This window comes from Ornithinimicrobium sp. (genome assembly GCF_030537745.1).
Taxonomy (GTDB): Bacteria; Actinomycetota; Actinomycetes; order Actinomycetales; family Dermatophilaceae; genus Ornithinicoccus.
On the sequence record NZ_JAUNVI010000007.1, the window covers coordinates 12,367 to 28,565 of the forward strand.

Genomic DNA, 16,199 nt, shown 5'->3' on the forward strand with positions numbered 1-16,199 from the left:
GGAACAGGGAGGTCGGAAGGGATGCGACGATAGAGCGGTGACAAGCGCATCTTCGGACCGCATCCCCCCGCCCTCCGCGCCGGAGCCGGTGGAGGACAAGAGGAGCAAGCGGCTGGCCTCCTACACGGTGCGCAACATGGTCTTCTCCGTTCTCGCCGTCCTGGCCCTCGTTCTCGCGTGGTGGGCGCTGACCTTCAACCCGGCGGAATCCCAGCGTCGCCCACCGGAGGTGACGCAATCGGCGACCTATGCCGTGGACGAGGCACCCTGGCCCGTGTGGGTTCCGGAGCCAGGGGAGAGTTGGACGCCCACTGTCGTCTGGTATGAGCCTTTCGAAGGAGCCCAGACGTGGCACATCTCCTACGTTTCCCCAGACGGTGAGTATGTGGCGCTCCACCAGGCTGCCGACGTCACGTCCGCATGGAAGGGCGAAGTGCTCAAGGGAGCCGAAGAGGTCGGCACGCTGACCATGAGCGGCCCGGACGGCGCGCAGACCTGGACGGAGTGGAAGGGTGCACCGCAGAGCAACGCCGAACGCGGCTACGTCCTGGGTCCGCAGGCTACGGGTGGCACGACCGTCGTGCTGCACGGCACGGCATCGCAGAGTGAGTTCGAGGAGTTCTTGGCGACGGTGCTCGCCCGCGACTGAGCGGCACCTCCTGCCCCCGCCCCCTCAGTCCTCGATGTCGCTGGAGCCCTTCTCCTGCCCAGCTGACCCGGCCGAGTCAGCAACGTCGGCGTCCGAGTCTCCATTGAAGTCCCCGTCCACGTCGTTGACCAAATCGCTGGCTGGGTCCTCCTCACCCACCGCACGCTCGTCTACCTCCGATTTGGCGCTCACCCGGTCCAAGCGTTGCTGCGCGACGTCGAGTTTGTCCTGGCAGTGCCGGGCGAGTTCCTCGCCTCTCTCCCACAGGAGCATAGATTCCTCGAGCGGCACCTTTCCAGATTCGATCCGCGCCACGACGGACACCAGTTCATCGCGTGCGGCCTCATAGCTCAGGTCAGTGACCGGAGTCGGCTGGTCGGTGGGGCTGGTCTGGCTCATCCGGCCAGCCTAACGGCCAGCTCTCTTCGAGCCGGGTCGCCGGCACGGGGAGCGGCTGAACGCTCAGGCGGAGACGGGGCGGACCGCAAAGTCGCCGCGCGCCACGGTGACGCGCAACAGTTCGGTGGTCTCGACGTCCGCACGGTCCCGCACGATGGCGCCATCGGCGTGCCGGATCACGGCGTAGCCGCGCTCCAGCGTGTGCGCAGGAGAGACGGCGCGCAGGTGGCGAAGGAGACCGTCAGTCCGATCCACCTCACGGAGCACGAGGTCAGCGAGCCGGTCCCGCCCTCGGCGGGACAGGTCGTGCACGTCAGCGCGGTGCTGCGCGACGATCCCGGCGCGGTCGGCCATGACAGGGCGACTCATCAGCGCCTGGAGGCGCTCCCGCTCCCTACCGATGCGGCGCGTCAGCGCGACCCGTGCGCGCTGGCCAGCCGTGGCCAGCCCACGGAGCTCGGCGGCGATCTCCGGCACGATGGCAGCAGCCGCGTGGGTAGGGGTGGAGGCGCGCAGATCTGCGACGAAGTCGATCAACGGGTTGTCGGTTTCGTGCCCTATCGCTGAGACCACCGGGGTCTGGGTCGCCGCGACCGCTCGCACGAGGGTTTCGTTACTGAACGGCAGCAGATCCTCAAAGGCGCCACCTCCGCGGGCGATGACGATGACCTCGACGTGCGGGAGGGCATCGAGCTCGCGAAGGGCGCCGGTGACACCCCGGACGGTGTCGGCTCCCTGCACCGCGACCGCCCTGATCTCAAAGGCTGCGGCTGGCCAACGTCGGCGGACGCCGGCGAGCACGTCGCGCTCGGCCGCAGTGTTGCGACCGACGATGAGGCCGATGCACCGCGGCAAGAAGGGCAGCGGGCGTTTGCGGGCAGGGTCAAAGAGACCCTCGCTGCGCAGCACAGACTTTAGGTGCTCCAACCGCGCGAGGAGCTCACCGACGCCGACGTGGCGCATCTGGCGGGCCTCGAGCTGGAGACTGCCCCGCTTGGTCCAGAAGGTGGGTTTGGCGTGCACGACCACCCGCGCCCCCGGCGCCGGCGGGCTGGGCATCGCGTCCAGGGCGCCGACCGGGATCGCCACCGACAGCGACATGTCGACGTCGGTGTCGCGCAGCGTCAAGAATGCGGTGGTCAGCCCCGGTCGGCGGTTGAGCTGGACGATCTGGCCTTCGACCCACAGCGGTGACATCTTGGCGACATAGTCGCTCATCTTCATCGAGAGCGTACGCACGGGCCAGGGCGAGGACGCCGTGGTGTCCCGAGCGGTGGGCGGCAACGAGGGCATGGTCACCGCACTAGCCTAGGCACGGTGAACGACAGCCCTGTGCTACCGCGCCTCGTGCTGGTCCACGGGACGCGGATGAACAGCGCACAGTGGGACCCTTATCGCACCTTGATGCACGATGCCGAGGTGGTGGCGATAGACCTGCCTGGGCACGGCGTCAGGGTCGGCGAAGAGTTCACCACAGACGGGGCGGTCGCCGCGATCTCGGCTGCGGTGGACGGGCGGGCACCCGACCAGCCGGTTGTCCTCGCCGGACACAGCCTCGGCGGCTACATGGCGAGCGTGTATGCCGCGCGCCATCCGGACGTCCTCGACGTGCTCGTGCTGATCGGCGCCACCGCAGACCCGGTCGGACCGCTGACCGCCGTCTACCGGGGGTTCGCCGCGATCCTGCCCCGCGTTGGCCCCGAGCGCATGGCGCGCGTGGCCAATGCCGTCATGCGTGGCCTAGGAGCCAAGGGCCAGGCGGCTGACGTGCTGCCGGACGGTTCGGCCTATGCGGCTCTTCCGGCCGCCTGGGAGGCGGTGATCGCAGACTGTGGACCCGGCCTGCTGCAGGGGGTGCGGTGCCCGGTCTTCCTGGTCAACGGTCAGTGGGACCAGATGCGGGTGCACGTGCGTCGGTATGCCGCCCTCACGCCATACCCGAGGGTGGTGACCGTCCCGCATGCCACCCATCTGATGCCCAGCACCCACGCGCCCCAGGTCGCGGCGCTCCTGCAGGAGGCAGTCGGCCTCGCTTCCTTCAGGGGCCGTCCAGCCCCGCGGCCTACGATGGAGGGGTGACCACGACAACTCCTGACCACCGTCCGACCGAGATGAGTGCACCCGCTCCCGGCCAGCCGGGAGCCAAAAGAGTGCTGTTGGCAGCGCCTCGCGGCTACTGCGCCGGGGTCGACCGCGCTGTCATCACCGTCGAGAAGGCGCTCGAGTTGTACGGCCCGCCGGTCTACGTACGCAAGGAGATTGTGCACAACAAGCATGTCGTGGTGACCCTGGAGAAGCGTGGCGCGATCTTCGTCGACGAGACTGATGAGGTGCCCGAGGGGGCCCGCGTCATCTTCTCCGCGCACGGGGTGAGTCCGGCGGTGCACGAGGAGGCCCGTGTGCTCAACTTGCGGACCATCGATGCGACCTGCCCGCTGGTGACCAAGGTGCACCGCGAGGCGGTCCGCTTCGCGGACGACGATTACGACATCCTGCTCGTCGGCCACGAGGGCCATGAAGAGGTCGAGGGCACGACGGGTGAAGCGCCGGAGCACATCACCCTCGTCGAGAGCCCGGCCGACGTCGAGAAGGTCCAGGTGCGGGACCCGGCGAAGGTCGTGTGGCTCTCGCAGACCACGCTGTCCGTCGATGAGACCATGGAGACTGTCCGCCGGCTGCGGGAGAAGTTCCCGCTGTTGCAGGACCCGCCCAGCGACGACATCTGCTATGCCACTCAGAACCGCCAGGTAGCCGTGAAGAAGATGGCCGCCGAGTGCGACCTGATGATCGTGGTCGGATCGCAGAATTCCTCCAACTCCAAGCGCCTGGTCGAAGTCGCACTGGAGTACGGCACTCGCGAAGGGCACCTCGTGGATTACGCCGACGAGATCGACGCGGCCTGGCTCGACGGGGTGACCACGGTCGGGGTGACGAGCGGGGCGAGCGTGCCGGAGGTGCTGGTGCGGGACGTGCTCGACTGGCTCGCCGAGCGCGGTTTTGAGGACGTCCAGGCCGTCACGGCCGCCGAGGAGTCCATCATCTTCTCCTTGCCCAGCGAGCTCCGACGAGACCTCAAGGCTGCGGGGCACGACACCAAGGTGCGCTACGACCCGGGCTCGGTGCCGGCCGCCCTCCACTGAGGCGCACCGGAGCGCCACATGGTCACGATGTGGTCAAGTCACGGTTAGATAACGATCCTGTCTCGCACCTCGATGGACGGCGTCAAACCCAACGCGTGCCCGCGCGTAGCACACGAGCCTGGGTAGGGGTCGCTGCCGCTTGATCTCCGTTCGGGGCGTGCCTAAGTTCGGCTGGACAGTGAAACCCACATCTCTTTGGGAGGCACGACCATGCTGACAACGAACCACCGCACCCGCCTCATCGCCGTCATCGCGGCGGCCGGGCTCGCCCTGACTGCGTGCGGCGGCGGCGACGCTGACGCTGATGCCGACGGCCTTGGCCTGATCGACGACGACACCCTGGTCGTGGCCATGAGCGGGGAGTTTCAGCCGTTCAGCTACCGCGACGGGAATGACCTGACCGGCTTCGACCACGACATCGGCGCTGCCGTTGCCAAGGAGATGGGGCTGGAGTACAAGACCGAGACCGGCGCGTTCGATACTCTGATCGGTGGGCTCAAGGCGCATCGGTACGACGTCTTGATCGCCTCGATGACGCCCACCCCGGAGCGATCCGAGCAGGTCGTCTTCACTGACGGCTATTACACCTCAGGCGCGCAGGCCTTCGTGGCGGAGGGCGTGGAGTGCAGCGCGCCGCAGGACCTGGACTCCCCTTCGATCGGGGTCGCGGCGGGCACGACCTACAACGATTTCCTCGCGGACGAGGACTGGGTCGGCGAAATTCGCACCTTCTCCTCCGACATCACCGCGTTGCAGGACGTCGCCACCGGCCGGCTGGACCTCGGGATGACCGATCGTCTCGTGGGGCTGCACCAGATCAACGAGGCGGGGCTGCCCCTCGTGCAGTGCGGAGACCCGCTCTACACCGAGGAGCCGGCCTTTGCGGTCAACCTCGACCAGGGTGCACTCAAGGATGAGCTCAACGTCGCGCTGGCCGCGATCAAGGCGGACGGCACTTACGCGGAGATCAGCCAGAAGTACTTCGGCGTCGACATTTCGGGTAAGGCCGACGCCGACGATGAAGCTGCGACGACGGACTAGGGCAGGTCGGCCGTGAGCGACTTCCTGGCCATCTTTACCCAGTACGCACCTTTGTTCCTCGAGGCGTCCTGGGTGACGCTGCGGCTCAGCGCCGCAGCCATCGTCATGGCGATGTTCCTCGGCTCTCTCATCGCCGCGATGGCGATGGGCCGGGTCCGGGCGCTGCGCTGGATCGCCACCGCGTATATCGGTCTGGTCCGCGGGACCCCGCTGATCACCCAGATCTTCATCATCTACTTCGGCCTGGTGGCCATCGTGGCGCTGCCCGCGTTCTGGGCTGGCGCACTGGCCCTGGCGTTCCACAACTCCGCCTATATCGCCGAGATCATCAGGTCTGGCTTCCAGGCCGTGCCCAGCGGTCTGACCGAGGCGGCCCGGTCTTTAGGTATGTCACGGACCAAAACCCTCAAGCGGGTGCAGGCGCCGCTGGCCCTGCGCACCACCTTGCCGGTGCTCGGCAACCAATACATCATCGCGATCAAGGACTCCTCGCTGGTGTCATTCATCGGAATGACCGAGCTTTTTCAGACCTCCCGCAATGTGGCGTCCTCCACCTATCAGGAATTGACGGCATACATCATCGTGGCTCTCTACTACCTGGTCATCGTGCTGGCTCTCACCGCAGTGGTGAACTGGCTCGAACACCGTCTTAGCGCGCACCGGAGGCCGGCGACATCATGAGCGAACCCATCGTGGAAATGCGCGACATCGTCAAGCGCTTCGGCAGCACCGTCGTCCTGGACGGCGTCGACCTGGAGGTCGACGAAGGCGAGGTGGTGACCCTGATCGGTCCCTCGGGTGCAGGCAAGAGCACGCTCTTGCGCTGCGTGAACGGGCTGGAGCGGATCTCGGAAGGCTCGATCAAGGTCGCGGGCGAGGAGTTGCGGTATGACGAGCGACACCTCAACCGCGTCCGCTCGAGGATCGGGATGGTCTTCCAGGCGTTCAACCTCTTCCCGCACGTCACCGTCCAGGAAAATGTCTCGATGGCCCAGCGTGAGGTGCTGGGCCGCGGCAAGGCAGAGGCCCGCGAGCGCACCCAGCAGTTGTTGGAGCGGGTCGGGCTGGGCGCGAAGGCGAGCAGCTATCCCGGGAACCTATCCGGTGGCCAGCAGCAACGGGTGGCGATCGCGCGGGCACTGGCCATGGACCCCGCGGTGATGCTCTTCGACGAGCCCACTTCCGCCCTTGACCCTGAACTCGTGGGGGAGGTGCTTCAGGTCATGCGGCAGCTCGCCGACGAGGGAATGACGATGATGGTCGTCACCCACGAGATGAAGTTTGCCCGGCAGGCGGCTGACCGGGTCGTTCTCCTCGCCGATGGAGGAATCGCCGAGCAAGGCCCACCCGCGCAGGTCCTGGACGATCCCAGCACGGATCGAGGACGTGCCTTCATGGGCCTGCTGGCCGAGAGCTGACGCTGGGCGGCAGCATCCGGAGGGCGCGAGGAAGATAATCGTAGGGAGGGCTTGACATCAGCCCGGCTCACCGCCACACTTCTGGCTAGCGGAAGTTCCCTTCCGCATCGTGAAAGATTTACGCAAAGATGCGAAGGAGAACCATGGCAGACGCACGTGCCGACGTCACGCTTGCCGGGACGCACCCGGTCGACGAGGTCCTACCCCTTACTCAGATGACGGTCTTCGGACTGCAGCACGTCCTGTCGATGTATGCGGGCGTGGTCGCCGTCCCGCTCATCGTGGGTGGTGCGCTGGGCCTGGACCTGAAGGACATGACCTATCTGGTCTCGGCTGCACTCTTCCTGGCCGGGCTCGCCACGCTCCTGCAGAGCATCGGCGTGTGGAAGATCGGTGCCCGCCAGCCGATCGTGCAGGGCACCTCCTTCGTCGCAGTCACCTCGATGATTGCCATCGGCCAGGCCGCTGGTGGAGGAGTCGACGGGATGCGCGCCATCTCTGGCGCGATCATCGTGGCTGGCGTGATCTGCTTCTTCCTCGCGCCGGTCTTCACCATGCTGCTGCGTTACTTCCCAGAGGTGGTGACGGGCACCGTCATCACGGTGATCGGCCTGGCGCTGCTGCCGGTCGGCATCAACTGGTCCGCTGGAGGCGTCGGGTCCGATGACTACGGCTCGATGAAGAACATCGGGATGGCTGGCGCCACCCTGCTGATCATCGTGCTCGTCTACCGCTTCCTGCCCGGCTTCTTCTCCCGGATCGCGATTCTGCTTGGTCTGTTGCTCGGCACGCTGCTGGCGATCCCCTTCGGGATGGTCGACTTCAGCCGACTGACCGGCGCGGGCTTCTTCCAACTCACCACGCCGTTCCACTTCGGCCTGCCGACCTTCCAGCTCAGCTCGATCATCGCAATGACCATCGTGATGCTCGTGATCATGACCGAGACGGTTGCCGACATCCTCGCCATCGGTGAGGTCATCGACAAGCCGGCTGACCGCGACACGGTCACGGGCGGCGTGCGCGCCGACATGCTCTCCAGCGCGGTCGCCGGAGTCTTCAACGTCTTCCCCATCAGCGCCTTCGCGCAGAATGTCGGCCTGGTGGCCATCACCGGGATCCGCAGCCGCTTCGTGGTCGCCGTCGGCGGTGTCATCCTGATCATCCTGGGCCTGGTCCCGGTCTTGGGGGCCGCCGTGGCTGCCGTCCCGCTGTCTGTCCTCGGTGGCGCTGGCATCGCGCTGTTTGGCACCGTCGCTGCCAGTGGCATCCGGACCTTGGCGAGCGTCGACTACGACGGCAACTCCAACCTGGTCATCGTGGCGGTCTCCATCGCGATGGGCATCATCCCGATCGCCGTCCCGACCTTCTGGGATGCGTTCCCCGAGTGGTTCGGCACGATCTTCCACTCTGGCATCACCTCCGCGGCGATCGCCGCCGTCGTGCTCAACGCGGTCTTCAACGTGTGGGGCAACAAGGAGGTTGACCGGGAAGGCCCGATCTTTGCCGAGGCACCGCCGCAGGGCGCGATCAACGTGCGCGATGAGGAGCGCATGGTGGGGCGTCGCTTCGACAGTGCCGACGGTGGACAGGGACGGGACGTCAACTTCCGCTCACGCCACTCGCACATCGAGCACCCTGACGAGAACGGCGACGGCCACCAGGGCTGAGGCAGCCCCGCCTACCCTGCTGCTCGCCCCGCACGTGCCGGCTGACCCACCGCCATGGTGGATCAGCCGGCGCGTGCGTCGTTCGGCGATGGCCTGGCGTCGTCAGCGTCGAGCACGGTCCCGTGCTCGATGGTCGGCAACGGTGAGCGCTGAGGGGTGAGAGAGTCCAGCTCCTCACCCAGGAGCTCGGCGCTGGTCAGCGGCCGTGGGGTGACGTCGAGGCCAGGCGTCGGGTCGAGGCGGTCCTGGGCGAGGCCGAGCTCTTCCATGCGGCGCGCCGTCACCAAGACCCTCGACTCGATGCTACCCACCAGCTGGTTGTAAGAATCAACCGAGCGGCGCAGCGCACCGCCCATCGAGCTCAGGTGTCGCCCCACTGTGCCGAGCCGCTGATGCAGCTCCGAGCCGAGTCGGAGCAGCTCAGCGGCGTTGGTCGAGAGGCTGTCCTGCTGCCAGGTCAACGCGGTGGCCCGGAGCATCGCCAGCAGAGTGCCGGGAGAGGTCAGCACCACCTTGCGGGACTGCGCATCGTCGTAGAGATCTGGCTCCGCTCGAAGGGCGGCGGCGAGGACGGCGTCACTGGGGACGAAGCAGATAACCAGCTCGGGGCAGGCATCAAAGGCGCTCCAGTAGTCCTTGCTCGCCAACCCCTCGACGTGGCCACGCAGTGCCGTTGCGTGTGCGCGCAACAGCTGGCCAACCTCGTGCGGGGGCAGATCATCACTCTGTGCCCGAAGGAAGGACGTCAGCGGCGCCTTGCTGTCGATGACCAGGCTCTTGCCGCCGGGGAGGTGGACCACCGCGTCGGGGCGCACTCGGACGTCGTGCCTGCTCACCCCGCTCACCTGCTCGTCGAAGTCACAGTGCTCGAGCATGCCGGGATGCTCGAGCACCCGGCGCAGCTGCACCTCGCCCCAGGTGCCGCGCACGCCGGAGGAGTTGAGGGCGCCGGAGAGCGCGGCCGTCTGGCGGTGCAGGGCCCGGGTCTGCTCGGCGACGTCAGCGAGCTGGACCCCGACCTCGCCGAACTGCTGCACCCGGTCACGCTCGAGCGTGCGCACCTGTTCCTCGACCCGGCGCAGGGTCTGGCCTAGCGGTGCTAGCTGCTGGGCCGCTTGCCGGTCCTCGTCCACAGTGTCGAGGAGGGCCTGCACCTGTTGCTCCAGCCCGTCTCGCTGCGCTTCTGACCGGGCTAGGTCGGCGGCCGCCGCCGAGCGCGCGAGCACCCAGCCCAGCGAGATCCCACCGAGGGTCGTGATCAGTGCGAGGGCTGCCGCCTGCCACCAAAGAAGCTCCATCACCGCAGCGTGCCAGCACACTCTGACACACCCTGGGGCACCCTCCTGCGCTGCTCGTGCTCGATCCCGTGCACCATCATGCCGCCCAAGCGATTGCACGCGGCGGGAGGCGGGCGGCCCAACCAGACCGGACGGGCGGTGTGGCCAGACCGGACGGGCGATGGTGTCCGCAGGAGAGTGACCTGCGCCCGAGGCGAGAAGCACTCCATACCGCCATTAGACTGTTGACCTCGTGGCACTCACCATCGGAATCGTCGGTCTCCCCAATGTCGGCAAGTCGACTCTTTTCAACGCGCTGACCAAGAACTCTGTGCTCGCTGCGAACTATCCGTTCGCGACGATCGAGCCCAACATCGGCGTGGTCCCGCTGCGCGACGTGCGCCTAGGTCGGCTGGCGGAGATCTTCGGCAGCACCAAGATCCTGCCCGCGACCGTGAGCTTCGTGGACATCGCCGGGATCGTGCGCGGCGCCAGCGAGGGGGAGGGGCTGGGCAACAAGTTCCTCGCCACCATCCGTGAGGCGGACGCGATCTGCCAGGTGGTGCGATCCTTCCGCGACGACGACGTGATCCACGTCGAGGGGAAGGTCAGCCCGCACGACGATATCGAGACCGTTAACACCGAGCTGGTGCTCGCAGATCTGCAGACGCTGGAGAACGCGGTGCCGCGGATGGAGAAGGACCTCAAGGCCAAGAAGATCGACAAGGCGCTGCTGGACACCGCTCTGGCTGCCCAAGCAGTGCTGGAGGCGGGGGACACCTTGTATGCAGCGGGCGCGGCAGCGGGTGTGGACCCGACCCTGGTCAAGAATCTCGGACTCCTGACGACAAAGCCCTTCCTCTACGTCTTCAACCTCGACGAGGATGGGCTGACTGACGTGGCGCTGCACGAGGAGCTAGCGGCATTGGTCGCACCGGCCGAGGCGATCTATCTCAACGCAAAGCTCGAGTCCGACCTGGCCGACCTCGACGAGGAAGAGGCACGTGAGCTGCTGGAGTCGGTCGGCGTCGACGAGCCCGGCCTGGATCAGCTGGCCCGGATCGGCTTCCACACGCTCGGCCTGCAGACCTACCTGACGGCTGGCCCCAAGGAGTCCCGTGCCTGGACGATCCGCAAGGGGTGGACCGCACCACAGGCGGCCGGGGTGATCCATACCGACTTCGAGCGCGGCTTCATCAAGGCCGAGGTTGTCTCCTTCGCCGACCTGGACGGGCTCGGATCGATGGCCGAGGCTAAGGCCGCCGGCAAGGTGCGGATCGAGGGCAAGGAGTACGTCATGGCCGACGGGGACGTGGTGGAGTTTCGATTTAACGTCTAGCGTTAATGATGCGCTCCGTTACACTCGCCTCGTGATCAGATCGTTCGGCAGCTCGGAAGCTCGGGCTGATTCATGCGGCGATGAGTGTCGAGGATCTCCGGATCCCTCCGGGGAACCGCATGGAGCGAGTCATCGGTGATCGCCGCGGACAGCACAGCATCCGAGTGAAAGCGGGGCATCCCCGCTGATACGGCGATCCGCTTGGCGCGATACTTCGGGACGTCCGAGGAACTCTGGATGAACCTGCAGTCGAACTACGAGCTGCGGCTCGAGCGCCGGGTGCTGCGTGACACGGTTGCCGCGATCACTCCGTTACAGGTCGCGTGAATGCCCGAGAGGTCGGGGAGGGCGAACTCCTGGTAGCGTTCGCCGACGTGATCGTCGGTTGGCCCAACCCCTCGACCGCACACATCGGTCTGTTGATGACAGATGGCGCGCGAGTGGGGCGAGGCCTCGGACGCGCGTTGCACACGGCCGTGGTGGAGAAACTCATCGCTGTCGACGACACTGTTCCGGATTCGGACACCGTCGCGTTCGTATGCACGATCGCCAACGGCGCTGCTTCACCAGCGGCGACGTAACCCATCTTTATCCAGAAGGGTTCCGCCAAAAATAGGTACCTACCGTACAACCGGGCAGTAACGGGCCCACGCAAGTTCTCCTGGGATCGGTGGCGGGAAGTCCTCATTTAGGCAATCGTCTGGAGTAAGTTAAATCCAAGCCCCTGATGCAGAAAGACTCGAAGGCTATGCACCACCCCACCCGAGCAATCCTTGCCACCGTAGCTATCGCCGCATTCACACTTCCGTTGACCGCCTGCGACAGGTGGAGTTCCAAGTGCGACACGAAGAGCACGTGCTCAATCACGATCCAAGGCGATCAATTCCACAACTTCCCACGGCCCTATGACAGCGACCACGGATTGCGCTCGGTGGACCGTATCCGCCTAGTGTCGGCAGTGACGAACGGCGAGGCGCACTTCCAGGCCGGCGGGGTAGAACCAACCTGCACCCAAGGCAGTAGCTTCACGATCGTCGACACGACGATCACCTGTGACGTAGTAGGAGATGACCGGGTCGAACTGACGACAGTTCGCCAGGATAGATAGCTACCCTGTGGCTCAGCCTCTTGCAGGAAGTTCTTCGCTTCCACGGGGAGCGAACTCCGGCTTCGAATCCCATGGAGTCGTACATGCCAGCGAACTCGAAGGCTGCTCTGCCATCGTTAGACGGGCAGTCTCTGGCGAAGTCGTGCATCGCGGCGACGCCTTTCATCACGATCGAAAGCGTCGAACTGCGTCCAGAGTTCGGCCACGGCCGGCTCCCATTGATCGATTGTTGCCGTCATGGCACTCCTTATACCGGGTGGCCAAGCCTCCTCGAACAGCGTTGAAGCGTGTGAGTTGTGCGTCGCCGTCGCAGGACAGCAAACCGACTCGCGCTGGGCCTCCTGCCCGCACGTGACCTAGGGTTCATCCATGACGAATCTTCAGGGTGCGGTTGTTTTGGTCGTTGGCGCGACCGGCGGGCTCGGCTCGCGCATCGCCGCTCTGCTGGAGCAGAACGGCGCCATCGTTGCCCGATCGTCCAAGTCTGCTGGGCACGATCTGCGCGCCCCCTCTGTGATTGCGGAGGTGCTTGATGCCACGAAGGCGGAGCACGGACGTCTTGACGGCCTCGTGGTCGCGTCGGGGGTGGTCGCCTTCGGCGCCGCATCAGATCTTGCCCCCGTCACGGTCGACGAACTCTTCGCGGTGAACGCGACCAGCGCGATCCAACTCATCGCCCAGAGCGAGCCCTACCTCGCGGCCTCGGCGGTTGCTGGCCGAGAGCCCTTTGTCGTCACTCTGAGCGGCGTGGTCGCTGAGACACCCGTCGCCGGTCTGGCAGCCTATTCCGCGTCGAAAGCGGCGCTCGCCGCCTTCGTTGTCGCAGCGGCGCGCGAGTATCGACGCAACGGCATCCGCATCGTGGATGCTCGCCCAGGCCACACTGCCACCTCGCTGTCAGAGCATCCGATCGCCGGCTCAGCGCCGCGATTCGCAGCGGCGCTGGACCCAGACGTCGTGGCAGCGCGGATCATCACCGCGATCGTCGATGGGGAGAAGGATCTGCCCAGCACCGCCTTCTAGGCGAGGCCGAGGTGCCGAGACTCACCACCCGAGGGCATGCAGGCCCGCCTCGGTCATCCTCCCCTCCGCCATGAGCCGCTCCGCGATGACGACGTTGCGAGCCGAAGACGTGCCGCCTTGGCGCCGCGGGGTGAACTTCTGAAGATACGAGGTGCGGTCGTACGCACGACGAGTGCTCTCGCTCCACCCGTACGCGATGCCGGCCTCAAGGAGGTCGTGAAAAGCCACGGATGGGCGGTCACTGGAGGCCTTCTCAAGGCGTACCCACGTCCCCGGATGGCGAGCATGGTGCTGCGCGATCCACTCCCACAATTCCGGTACGGTCGCGAAGGCGATCACGTCGAATTCGTCTGACATGACGTCATCATGTCTGGAGACACCGACACCAGTTCCGCGGCTCTGGTTAGGGTTGTCTCGTGGCGACTGATGAAGTCCGGGACGCGTACGGCGCACGAGCAGAAGACGTTGCAGGGCTGCTCGGCACCGAGGTGTCTGCCACAGACCCTGACCGCGCCGTCATCGAGCCGTGGGCCGACACGGTCAAAGGCCGGATCTTGGACGTGGGCTCGGGCACCGGCCGCTGGGCCGGCCACCTGGCGAGTCTGGGCCACGAGGTCGAGGGGCTGGAGCCTGTCGAACGGTTCGTCAATATCGCGCGCAAGGCCTACCCGACCGTGGGATTCCGGCTCGGCGCCATCGAGGATCTCACTGACTCAGATGAGCGTTGGGCAGGCATCCTTGCCTGGTACTCACTCATTCATCTGGGTCCAGACGACCTTCCGCACGCACTGGCAACTCTCCGTTCGTTGCTGAAGGACGACGGCACCATGCTCATGTCCTTCCTCTCAGGCTCGAGCACCGAGTCGTTTGAGCACCCAGTGGCGACCGCATTTCGATGGCCGTTGCCGGAGATGGCCGCTGCCCTGGACCAAGCGGGATTCGTGGTGATTGCCGAACAATGGGACGGACGGACTCCGCACGCCCTCATGCTGGTGCGAGCAGGCCCGCAGCGACCCCTTCGCGCAGGGCGGTGACCTTGATAGCCTCCGCTTCCCAGATCGATGGTCCCAGCTCCGACGTCCAGCCCCGTCGGCGGATGATCGCCTGGGCGCCCGGGACTGACACCCTGATCGCGGTGGGCACGCTCCTTGGGTTCTGGGGTTGCTATTGGGCCGGGGCAGCCATCAACGAGTGGTTCCTTCTAGTCGGTGTCGTGGTCCTGGGCACAGCCATCCCCGCGCTGACCGTGCTACGGCAACGAGGAGAAGGCCTGAGAGGTCTCGGCATCCGACGCCGGTTCCTTTTCCTGTCGCTCGTCATCTCGGCGGTGCTCGGGGCGGGATCTGCCTACCAGCTGATCTACCTGGCTGCGGAGCAAGGCGTGCCGGTCGTGCCGCATCTCATGGCGAACCTCGTGGTCTTGTGGGAGCCATTCTTCGTCTTTGGCTGGTTGTTCCTCCGCTGGGAGCGCGCTTTCGGTTGGCTGCCGGCGATCCTGCTGTCCGGAATCGGCTTTGCGCTGCAGCACGTCGGTTCGGTGCCGTTAGAGGTTGCGCTCGGCTTCGGCATGTTTGCGGTGCTGTTTGGGATCCTGTTCGCGCTAGTGCGAAACCTCGCGATCCTGTGGCCGCTGTTTTATCCCGTCGCGAGTGGCATCGGGACGCTGCAAGCGGGCTTCGTGATGGGCTGGTCGGACGTTGTCTTGGGCCTCGTGCTGCTCGTGGTGCAGGTCGCGGTGCTCGCAGTGCTGAGTAAGAGCGCCCGCCCGAGGAGTGCCCACCGAGCACGTCAAGACTGAGGTCGGTCGACCAGTTCGTCGTCGACGAAGACAGGGCGTGCGACGCGCAGGCCGATGAGGGCGAGTGCGACGCCGCTGGCCATGAGCAGGGAGAGCACGATCGTCCACCCCCCGGTCGCGCCATAGATCATGCCGACCACCATCGGGCCGATGGCCGCCATGATGTAGCCGACCGGCTGCACGAACCCGGACAGTCGAGCAGTCACCTGCGCGTCCCTGGTGCGCGCCGTGATCAGCGCGATCGTCGTCGGGAAGGCAAAGCCAGCCAGCCCGAGGAGGACCGCCCACAGCCACGGCAGCGTGGCGGGCGCGAGGAGGAGACCCAGGTAGCCGCTGACGCTCAGTGCGCCCATGGTCACCAGCCAGGGGCCAAGGTTGTCGGACCGGTCGATCACCGTCGGCATGACCAGCCCGCCGACGATCCCCAAGCTCGTGAGCAGCGCAACCAGCGCCCCAGCGTGCACTGCGGACAGTCCGGCGTCGCGGTAGATCTGCGGCAGCCAGCCGAACTGCACGTAGGCGTTCATCGACTGGATCCCGAAGAGCAGCATGAGGGCGACCGCGGTCGGGGAGGCGACCAGTCGTCCGACCTGCGTGGGTCGGGCGCGGGAGAGCCCTCGGCGGGAACGGCGCTCGCCACCCAGCATCGGCACCCAGGGCAAGAGCGCGATGAGCGCCACCACTCCCCATACCCCCAATGCCGCTCGCCACCCGTAGGACGACGCGTCGCCGATCGGCGCTGCCAACAGCGAGCCGAGGGCACCGCCCAGGGTCAGCCCCGCGCCATAGAAAGTCATCAGGAGCACACCGCCATCGCGGCTGTGCAGTTTGATCCAGGCGGGGACGAGGACGTTGCAGACCGCCATCCCGGCGAGCGCCAGCGCAGTGAGGACCAGGAACAGCCCGACTGAACCGGTCAGGACCCGCAAAGAGAGTCCAAGGATGAGGGCGACGATCGACAGCACGATCCCGGCAGTCAGACCGATACGCCGAGCGAGCCCGACCGCCAACAGGCCGAAGGCCCCGAAGCACAGCCCTGGCAGTGCGGTGACGACGCCGGCCGTCGCCCCACCCATGCCGAGCGCGGACCGCAGCTCCTCCAGGACCGGGCCGAGGGAAGATGCGCCCGGGCGCAGGTTGACCGACAAGATGATGATGGCCAGCACCGCGAGCCACGGAGCGACGACGTGCGAAGGATTCCGAGTGCTACCGGGATCCGACGGGCGAGTGCTCACCCAGGAGGTTTATCACGCTTGCTAGCATCGTGGCGAACCCCCCAGGTTTCCGGACGAGGGTGGTCGTACCCGGCGAGCGACAAGACGACCTCGGAAGGGGTATGT

General features: G+C 66.3%; 17 protein-coding genes, 1 pseudogene and 1 riboswitch. Of the genes and pseudogenes, 13 read left to right on the forward strand and 5 right to left on the reverse strand.

Features of this window, described 5'->3' with window-relative positions; all coding sequences use genetic code 11:
* Positions 1-37 precede the first annotated feature (37 nt).
* Positions 38-649: a DUF4245 family protein gene (locus Q4P07_RS02805; protein ID WP_303373374.1), complete on the forward strand. Its 612-nt coding sequence runs from the start codon at positions 38-40 to the stop codon at positions 647-649.
* A 24-nt stretch (positions 650-673) separates the two neighbouring features.
* Here Q4P07_RS02805 and Q4P07_RS14335 read toward each other — a convergent pair whose 3' ends face one another.
* Positions 674-1,048 (reverse strand): exodeoxyribonuclease VII small subunit, encoded by a 375-nt coding sequence (locus Q4P07_RS14335; RefSeq protein WP_368660240.1) that lies wholly within the window; start codon positions 1,046-1,048, stop codon positions 674-676.
* Between the two features lie 63 nt (positions 1,049-1,111).
* Positions 1,112-2,341 (reverse strand): exodeoxyribonuclease VII large subunit, encoded by a 1,230-nt coding sequence (xseA, locus tag Q4P07_RS02815; protein ID WP_303373432.1) that lies wholly within the window; start codon positions 2,339-2,341, stop codon positions 1,112-1,114.
* A 24-nt stretch (positions 2,342-2,365) separates the two neighbouring features.
* Between xseA and Q4P07_RS02820 the strand changes: the two genes are divergently transcribed.
* The 6 genes from Q4P07_RS02820 (at position 2,366) to Q4P07_RS02845 (ending at position 8,314) form a co-directional block, all read left to right on the forward strand.
* A complete protein-coding gene (locus Q4P07_RS02820; protein ID WP_303373375.1) occupies positions 2,366-3,127 on the forward strand; it encodes an alpha/beta fold hydrolase in 762 nt (253 codons plus the stop codon).
* Between the two features lie 32 nt (positions 3,128-3,159).
* Positions 3,160-4,188, forward strand: coding sequence for a 4-hydroxy-3-methylbut-2-enyl diphosphate reductase (locus tag Q4P07_RS02825; RefSeq protein ID WP_303373433.1), 1,029 nt, complete (start codon positions 3,160-3,162; stop codon positions 4,186-4,188).
* Positions 4,189-4,398: 210 nt separating this feature from the next.
* Positions 4,399-5,229 carry a transporter substrate-binding domain-containing protein gene (locus Q4P07_RS02830; RefSeq protein WP_303373376.1) on the forward strand — a complete coding sequence of 277 codons (831 nt, stop codon included), beginning with the start codon at positions 4,399-4,401 and terminating at the stop codon, positions 5,227-5,229.
* A 12-nt stretch (positions 5,230-5,241) separates the two neighbouring features.
* Positions 5,242-5,910, forward strand: coding sequence for an amino acid ABC transporter permease (locus tag Q4P07_RS02835; RefSeq protein ID WP_303373377.1), 669 nt, complete (start codon positions 5,242-5,244; stop codon positions 5,908-5,910).
* Entirely contained in the window at positions 5,907-6,647 is a 741-nt protein-coding gene (locus Q4P07_RS02840) for an amino acid ABC transporter ATP-binding protein (RefSeq protein ID WP_303373378.1), read from the forward strand. Before Q4P07_RS02835 ends, Q4P07_RS02840 begins: the two co-directional genes overlap by 4 nt.
* Positions 6,648-6,790: 143 nt before the next feature.
* Complete coding sequence (locus Q4P07_RS02845; RefSeq protein WP_303373379.1) at positions 6,791-8,314, forward strand: nucleobase:cation symporter-2 family protein; 1,524 nt, start codon at positions 6,791-6,793, stop codon at positions 8,312-8,314.
* Between the two features lie 62 nt (positions 8,315-8,376).
* On the opposite strand, the gene Q4P07_RS02850 is transcribed toward Q4P07_RS02845, so the two are convergent.
* A complete protein-coding gene (locus Q4P07_RS02850) occupies positions 8,377-9,612 on the reverse strand; it encodes a DNA recombination protein RmuC (RefSeq protein ID WP_303373380.1) in 1,236 nt (411 codons plus the stop codon).
* Between the two features lie 232 nt (positions 9,613-9,844).
* Here Q4P07_RS02850 and ychF point away from each other — a divergent pair, with 232 nt between their 5' ends.
* The 4 genes and pseudogenes from ychF (at position 9,845) to Q4P07_RS02870 (ending at position 13,061) form a co-directional block, all read left to right on the forward strand.
* Positions 9,845-10,930 carry a redox-regulated ATPase YchF gene (gene ychF / locus Q4P07_RS02855; protein WP_303373381.1) on the forward strand — a complete coding sequence of 362 codons (1,086 nt, stop codon included), beginning with the start codon at positions 9,845-9,847 and terminating at the stop codon, positions 10,928-10,930.
* A 168-nt stretch (positions 10,931-11,098) separates the two neighbouring features.
* Positions 11,099-11,257, forward strand: a pseudogene (locus Q4P07_RS02860) (transcriptional regulator); the annotation flags it as partial.
* Entirely contained in the window at positions 11,254-11,511 is a 258-nt protein-coding gene (locus tag Q4P07_RS02865; protein WP_303373382.1) for a GNAT family N-acetyltransferase, read from the forward strand. The pseudogene Q4P07_RS02860 and the gene Q4P07_RS02865, both read left to right, overlap by 4 nt.
* Before the next feature lie 896 nt (positions 11,512-12,407).
* A complete protein-coding gene (locus tag Q4P07_RS02870; RefSeq protein ID WP_303373383.1) occupies positions 12,408-13,061 on the forward strand; it encodes an SDR family oxidoreductase in 654 nt (217 codons plus the stop codon).
* Between the two features lie 21 nt (positions 13,062-13,082).
* Here Q4P07_RS02870 and Q4P07_RS02875 read toward each other — a convergent pair whose 3' ends face one another.
* Positions 13,083-13,418, reverse strand: a complete 336-nt coding sequence (locus Q4P07_RS02875) for a YdeI family protein (protein ID WP_303373384.1) — start codon at positions 13,416-13,418, stop codon at positions 13,083-13,085.
* Positions 13,419-13,477: 59 nt separating this feature from the next.
* Between Q4P07_RS02875 and Q4P07_RS02880 the strand changes: the two genes are divergently transcribed.
* Entirely contained in the window at positions 13,478-14,095 is a 618-nt protein-coding gene (locus Q4P07_RS02880) for a bifunctional 2-polyprenyl-6-hydroxyphenol methylase/3-demethylubiquinol 3-O-methyltransferase UbiG (RefSeq protein WP_303373385.1), read from the forward strand.
* Positions 14,096-14,157: 62 nt separating this feature from the next.
* Positions 14,158-14,859: a hypothetical protein gene (locus Q4P07_RS02885; protein ID WP_303373386.1), complete on the forward strand. Its 702-nt coding sequence runs from the start codon at positions 14,158-14,160 to the stop codon at positions 14,857-14,859.
* Here the strand turns inward: Q4P07_RS02885 and Q4P07_RS02890 are convergent.
* On the reverse strand, positions 14,850-16,094 hold the full coding sequence (locus tag Q4P07_RS02890; RefSeq protein WP_303373387.1) for an MFS transporter: 1,245 nt from the start codon (positions 16,092-16,094) through the stop codon (positions 14,850-14,852). The genes Q4P07_RS02885 and Q4P07_RS02890 overlap by 10 nt on opposite strands.
* A gap of 31 nt (positions 16,095-16,125) precedes the next feature.
* A riboswitch (guanidine-III (ykkC-III) riboswitch) is annotated at positions 16,126-16,188 on the forward strand.
* The last annotated feature ends 11 nt before the right edge of the window (positions 16,189-16,199 follow it).

What these genes read in the sequence shown, in the direction of transcription:
- Q4P07_RS02885 (WP_303373386.1), top strand. Translation starts at nt 14,158, where the DNA reads ATGATCGCCTGGGCGCCCGGGACTGACACCCTGATCGCGGTGGGCACG.
- Q4P07_RS02840 (WP_303373378.1), top strand. Translation starts at nt 5,907, where the DNA reads ATGAGCGAACCCATCGTGGAAATGCGCGACATCGTCAAGCGCTTCGGC.
- xseA (WP_303373432.1), bottom strand. Translation starts at nt 2,341, where the DNA reads ATGCCCTCGTTGCCGCCCACCGCTCGGGACACCACGGCGTCCTCGCCC.
- Q4P07_RS02870 (WP_303373383.1), top strand. Translation starts at nt 12,408, where the DNA reads ATGACGAATCTTCAGGGTGCGGTTGTTTTGGTCGTTGGCGCGACCGGC.
- Q4P07_RS14335 (WP_368660240.1), bottom strand. Translation starts at nt 1,048, where the DNA reads ATGAGCCAGACCAGCCCCACCGACCAGCCGACTCCGGTCACTGACCTG.
- Q4P07_RS02845 (WP_303373379.1), top strand. Translation starts at nt 6,791, where the DNA reads ATGGCAGACGCACGTGCCGACGTCACGCTTGCCGGGACGCACCCGGTC.
- Q4P07_RS02875 (WP_303373384.1), bottom strand. Translation starts at nt 13,418, where the DNA reads ATGTCAGACGAATTCGACGTGATCGCCTTCGCGACCGTACCGGAATTG.
- Q4P07_RS02830 (WP_303373376.1), top strand. Translation starts at nt 4,399, where the DNA reads ATGCTGACAACGAACCACCGCACCCGCCTCATCGCCGTCATCGCGGCG.
- Q4P07_RS02850 (WP_303373380.1), bottom strand. Translation starts at nt 9,612, where the DNA reads ATGGAGCTTCTTTGGTGGCAGGCGGCAGCCCTCGCACTGATCACGACC.
- Q4P07_RS02825 (WP_303373433.1), top strand. Translation starts at nt 3,160, where the DNA reads ATGAGTGCACCCGCTCCCGGCCAGCCGGGAGCCAAAAGAGTGCTGTTG.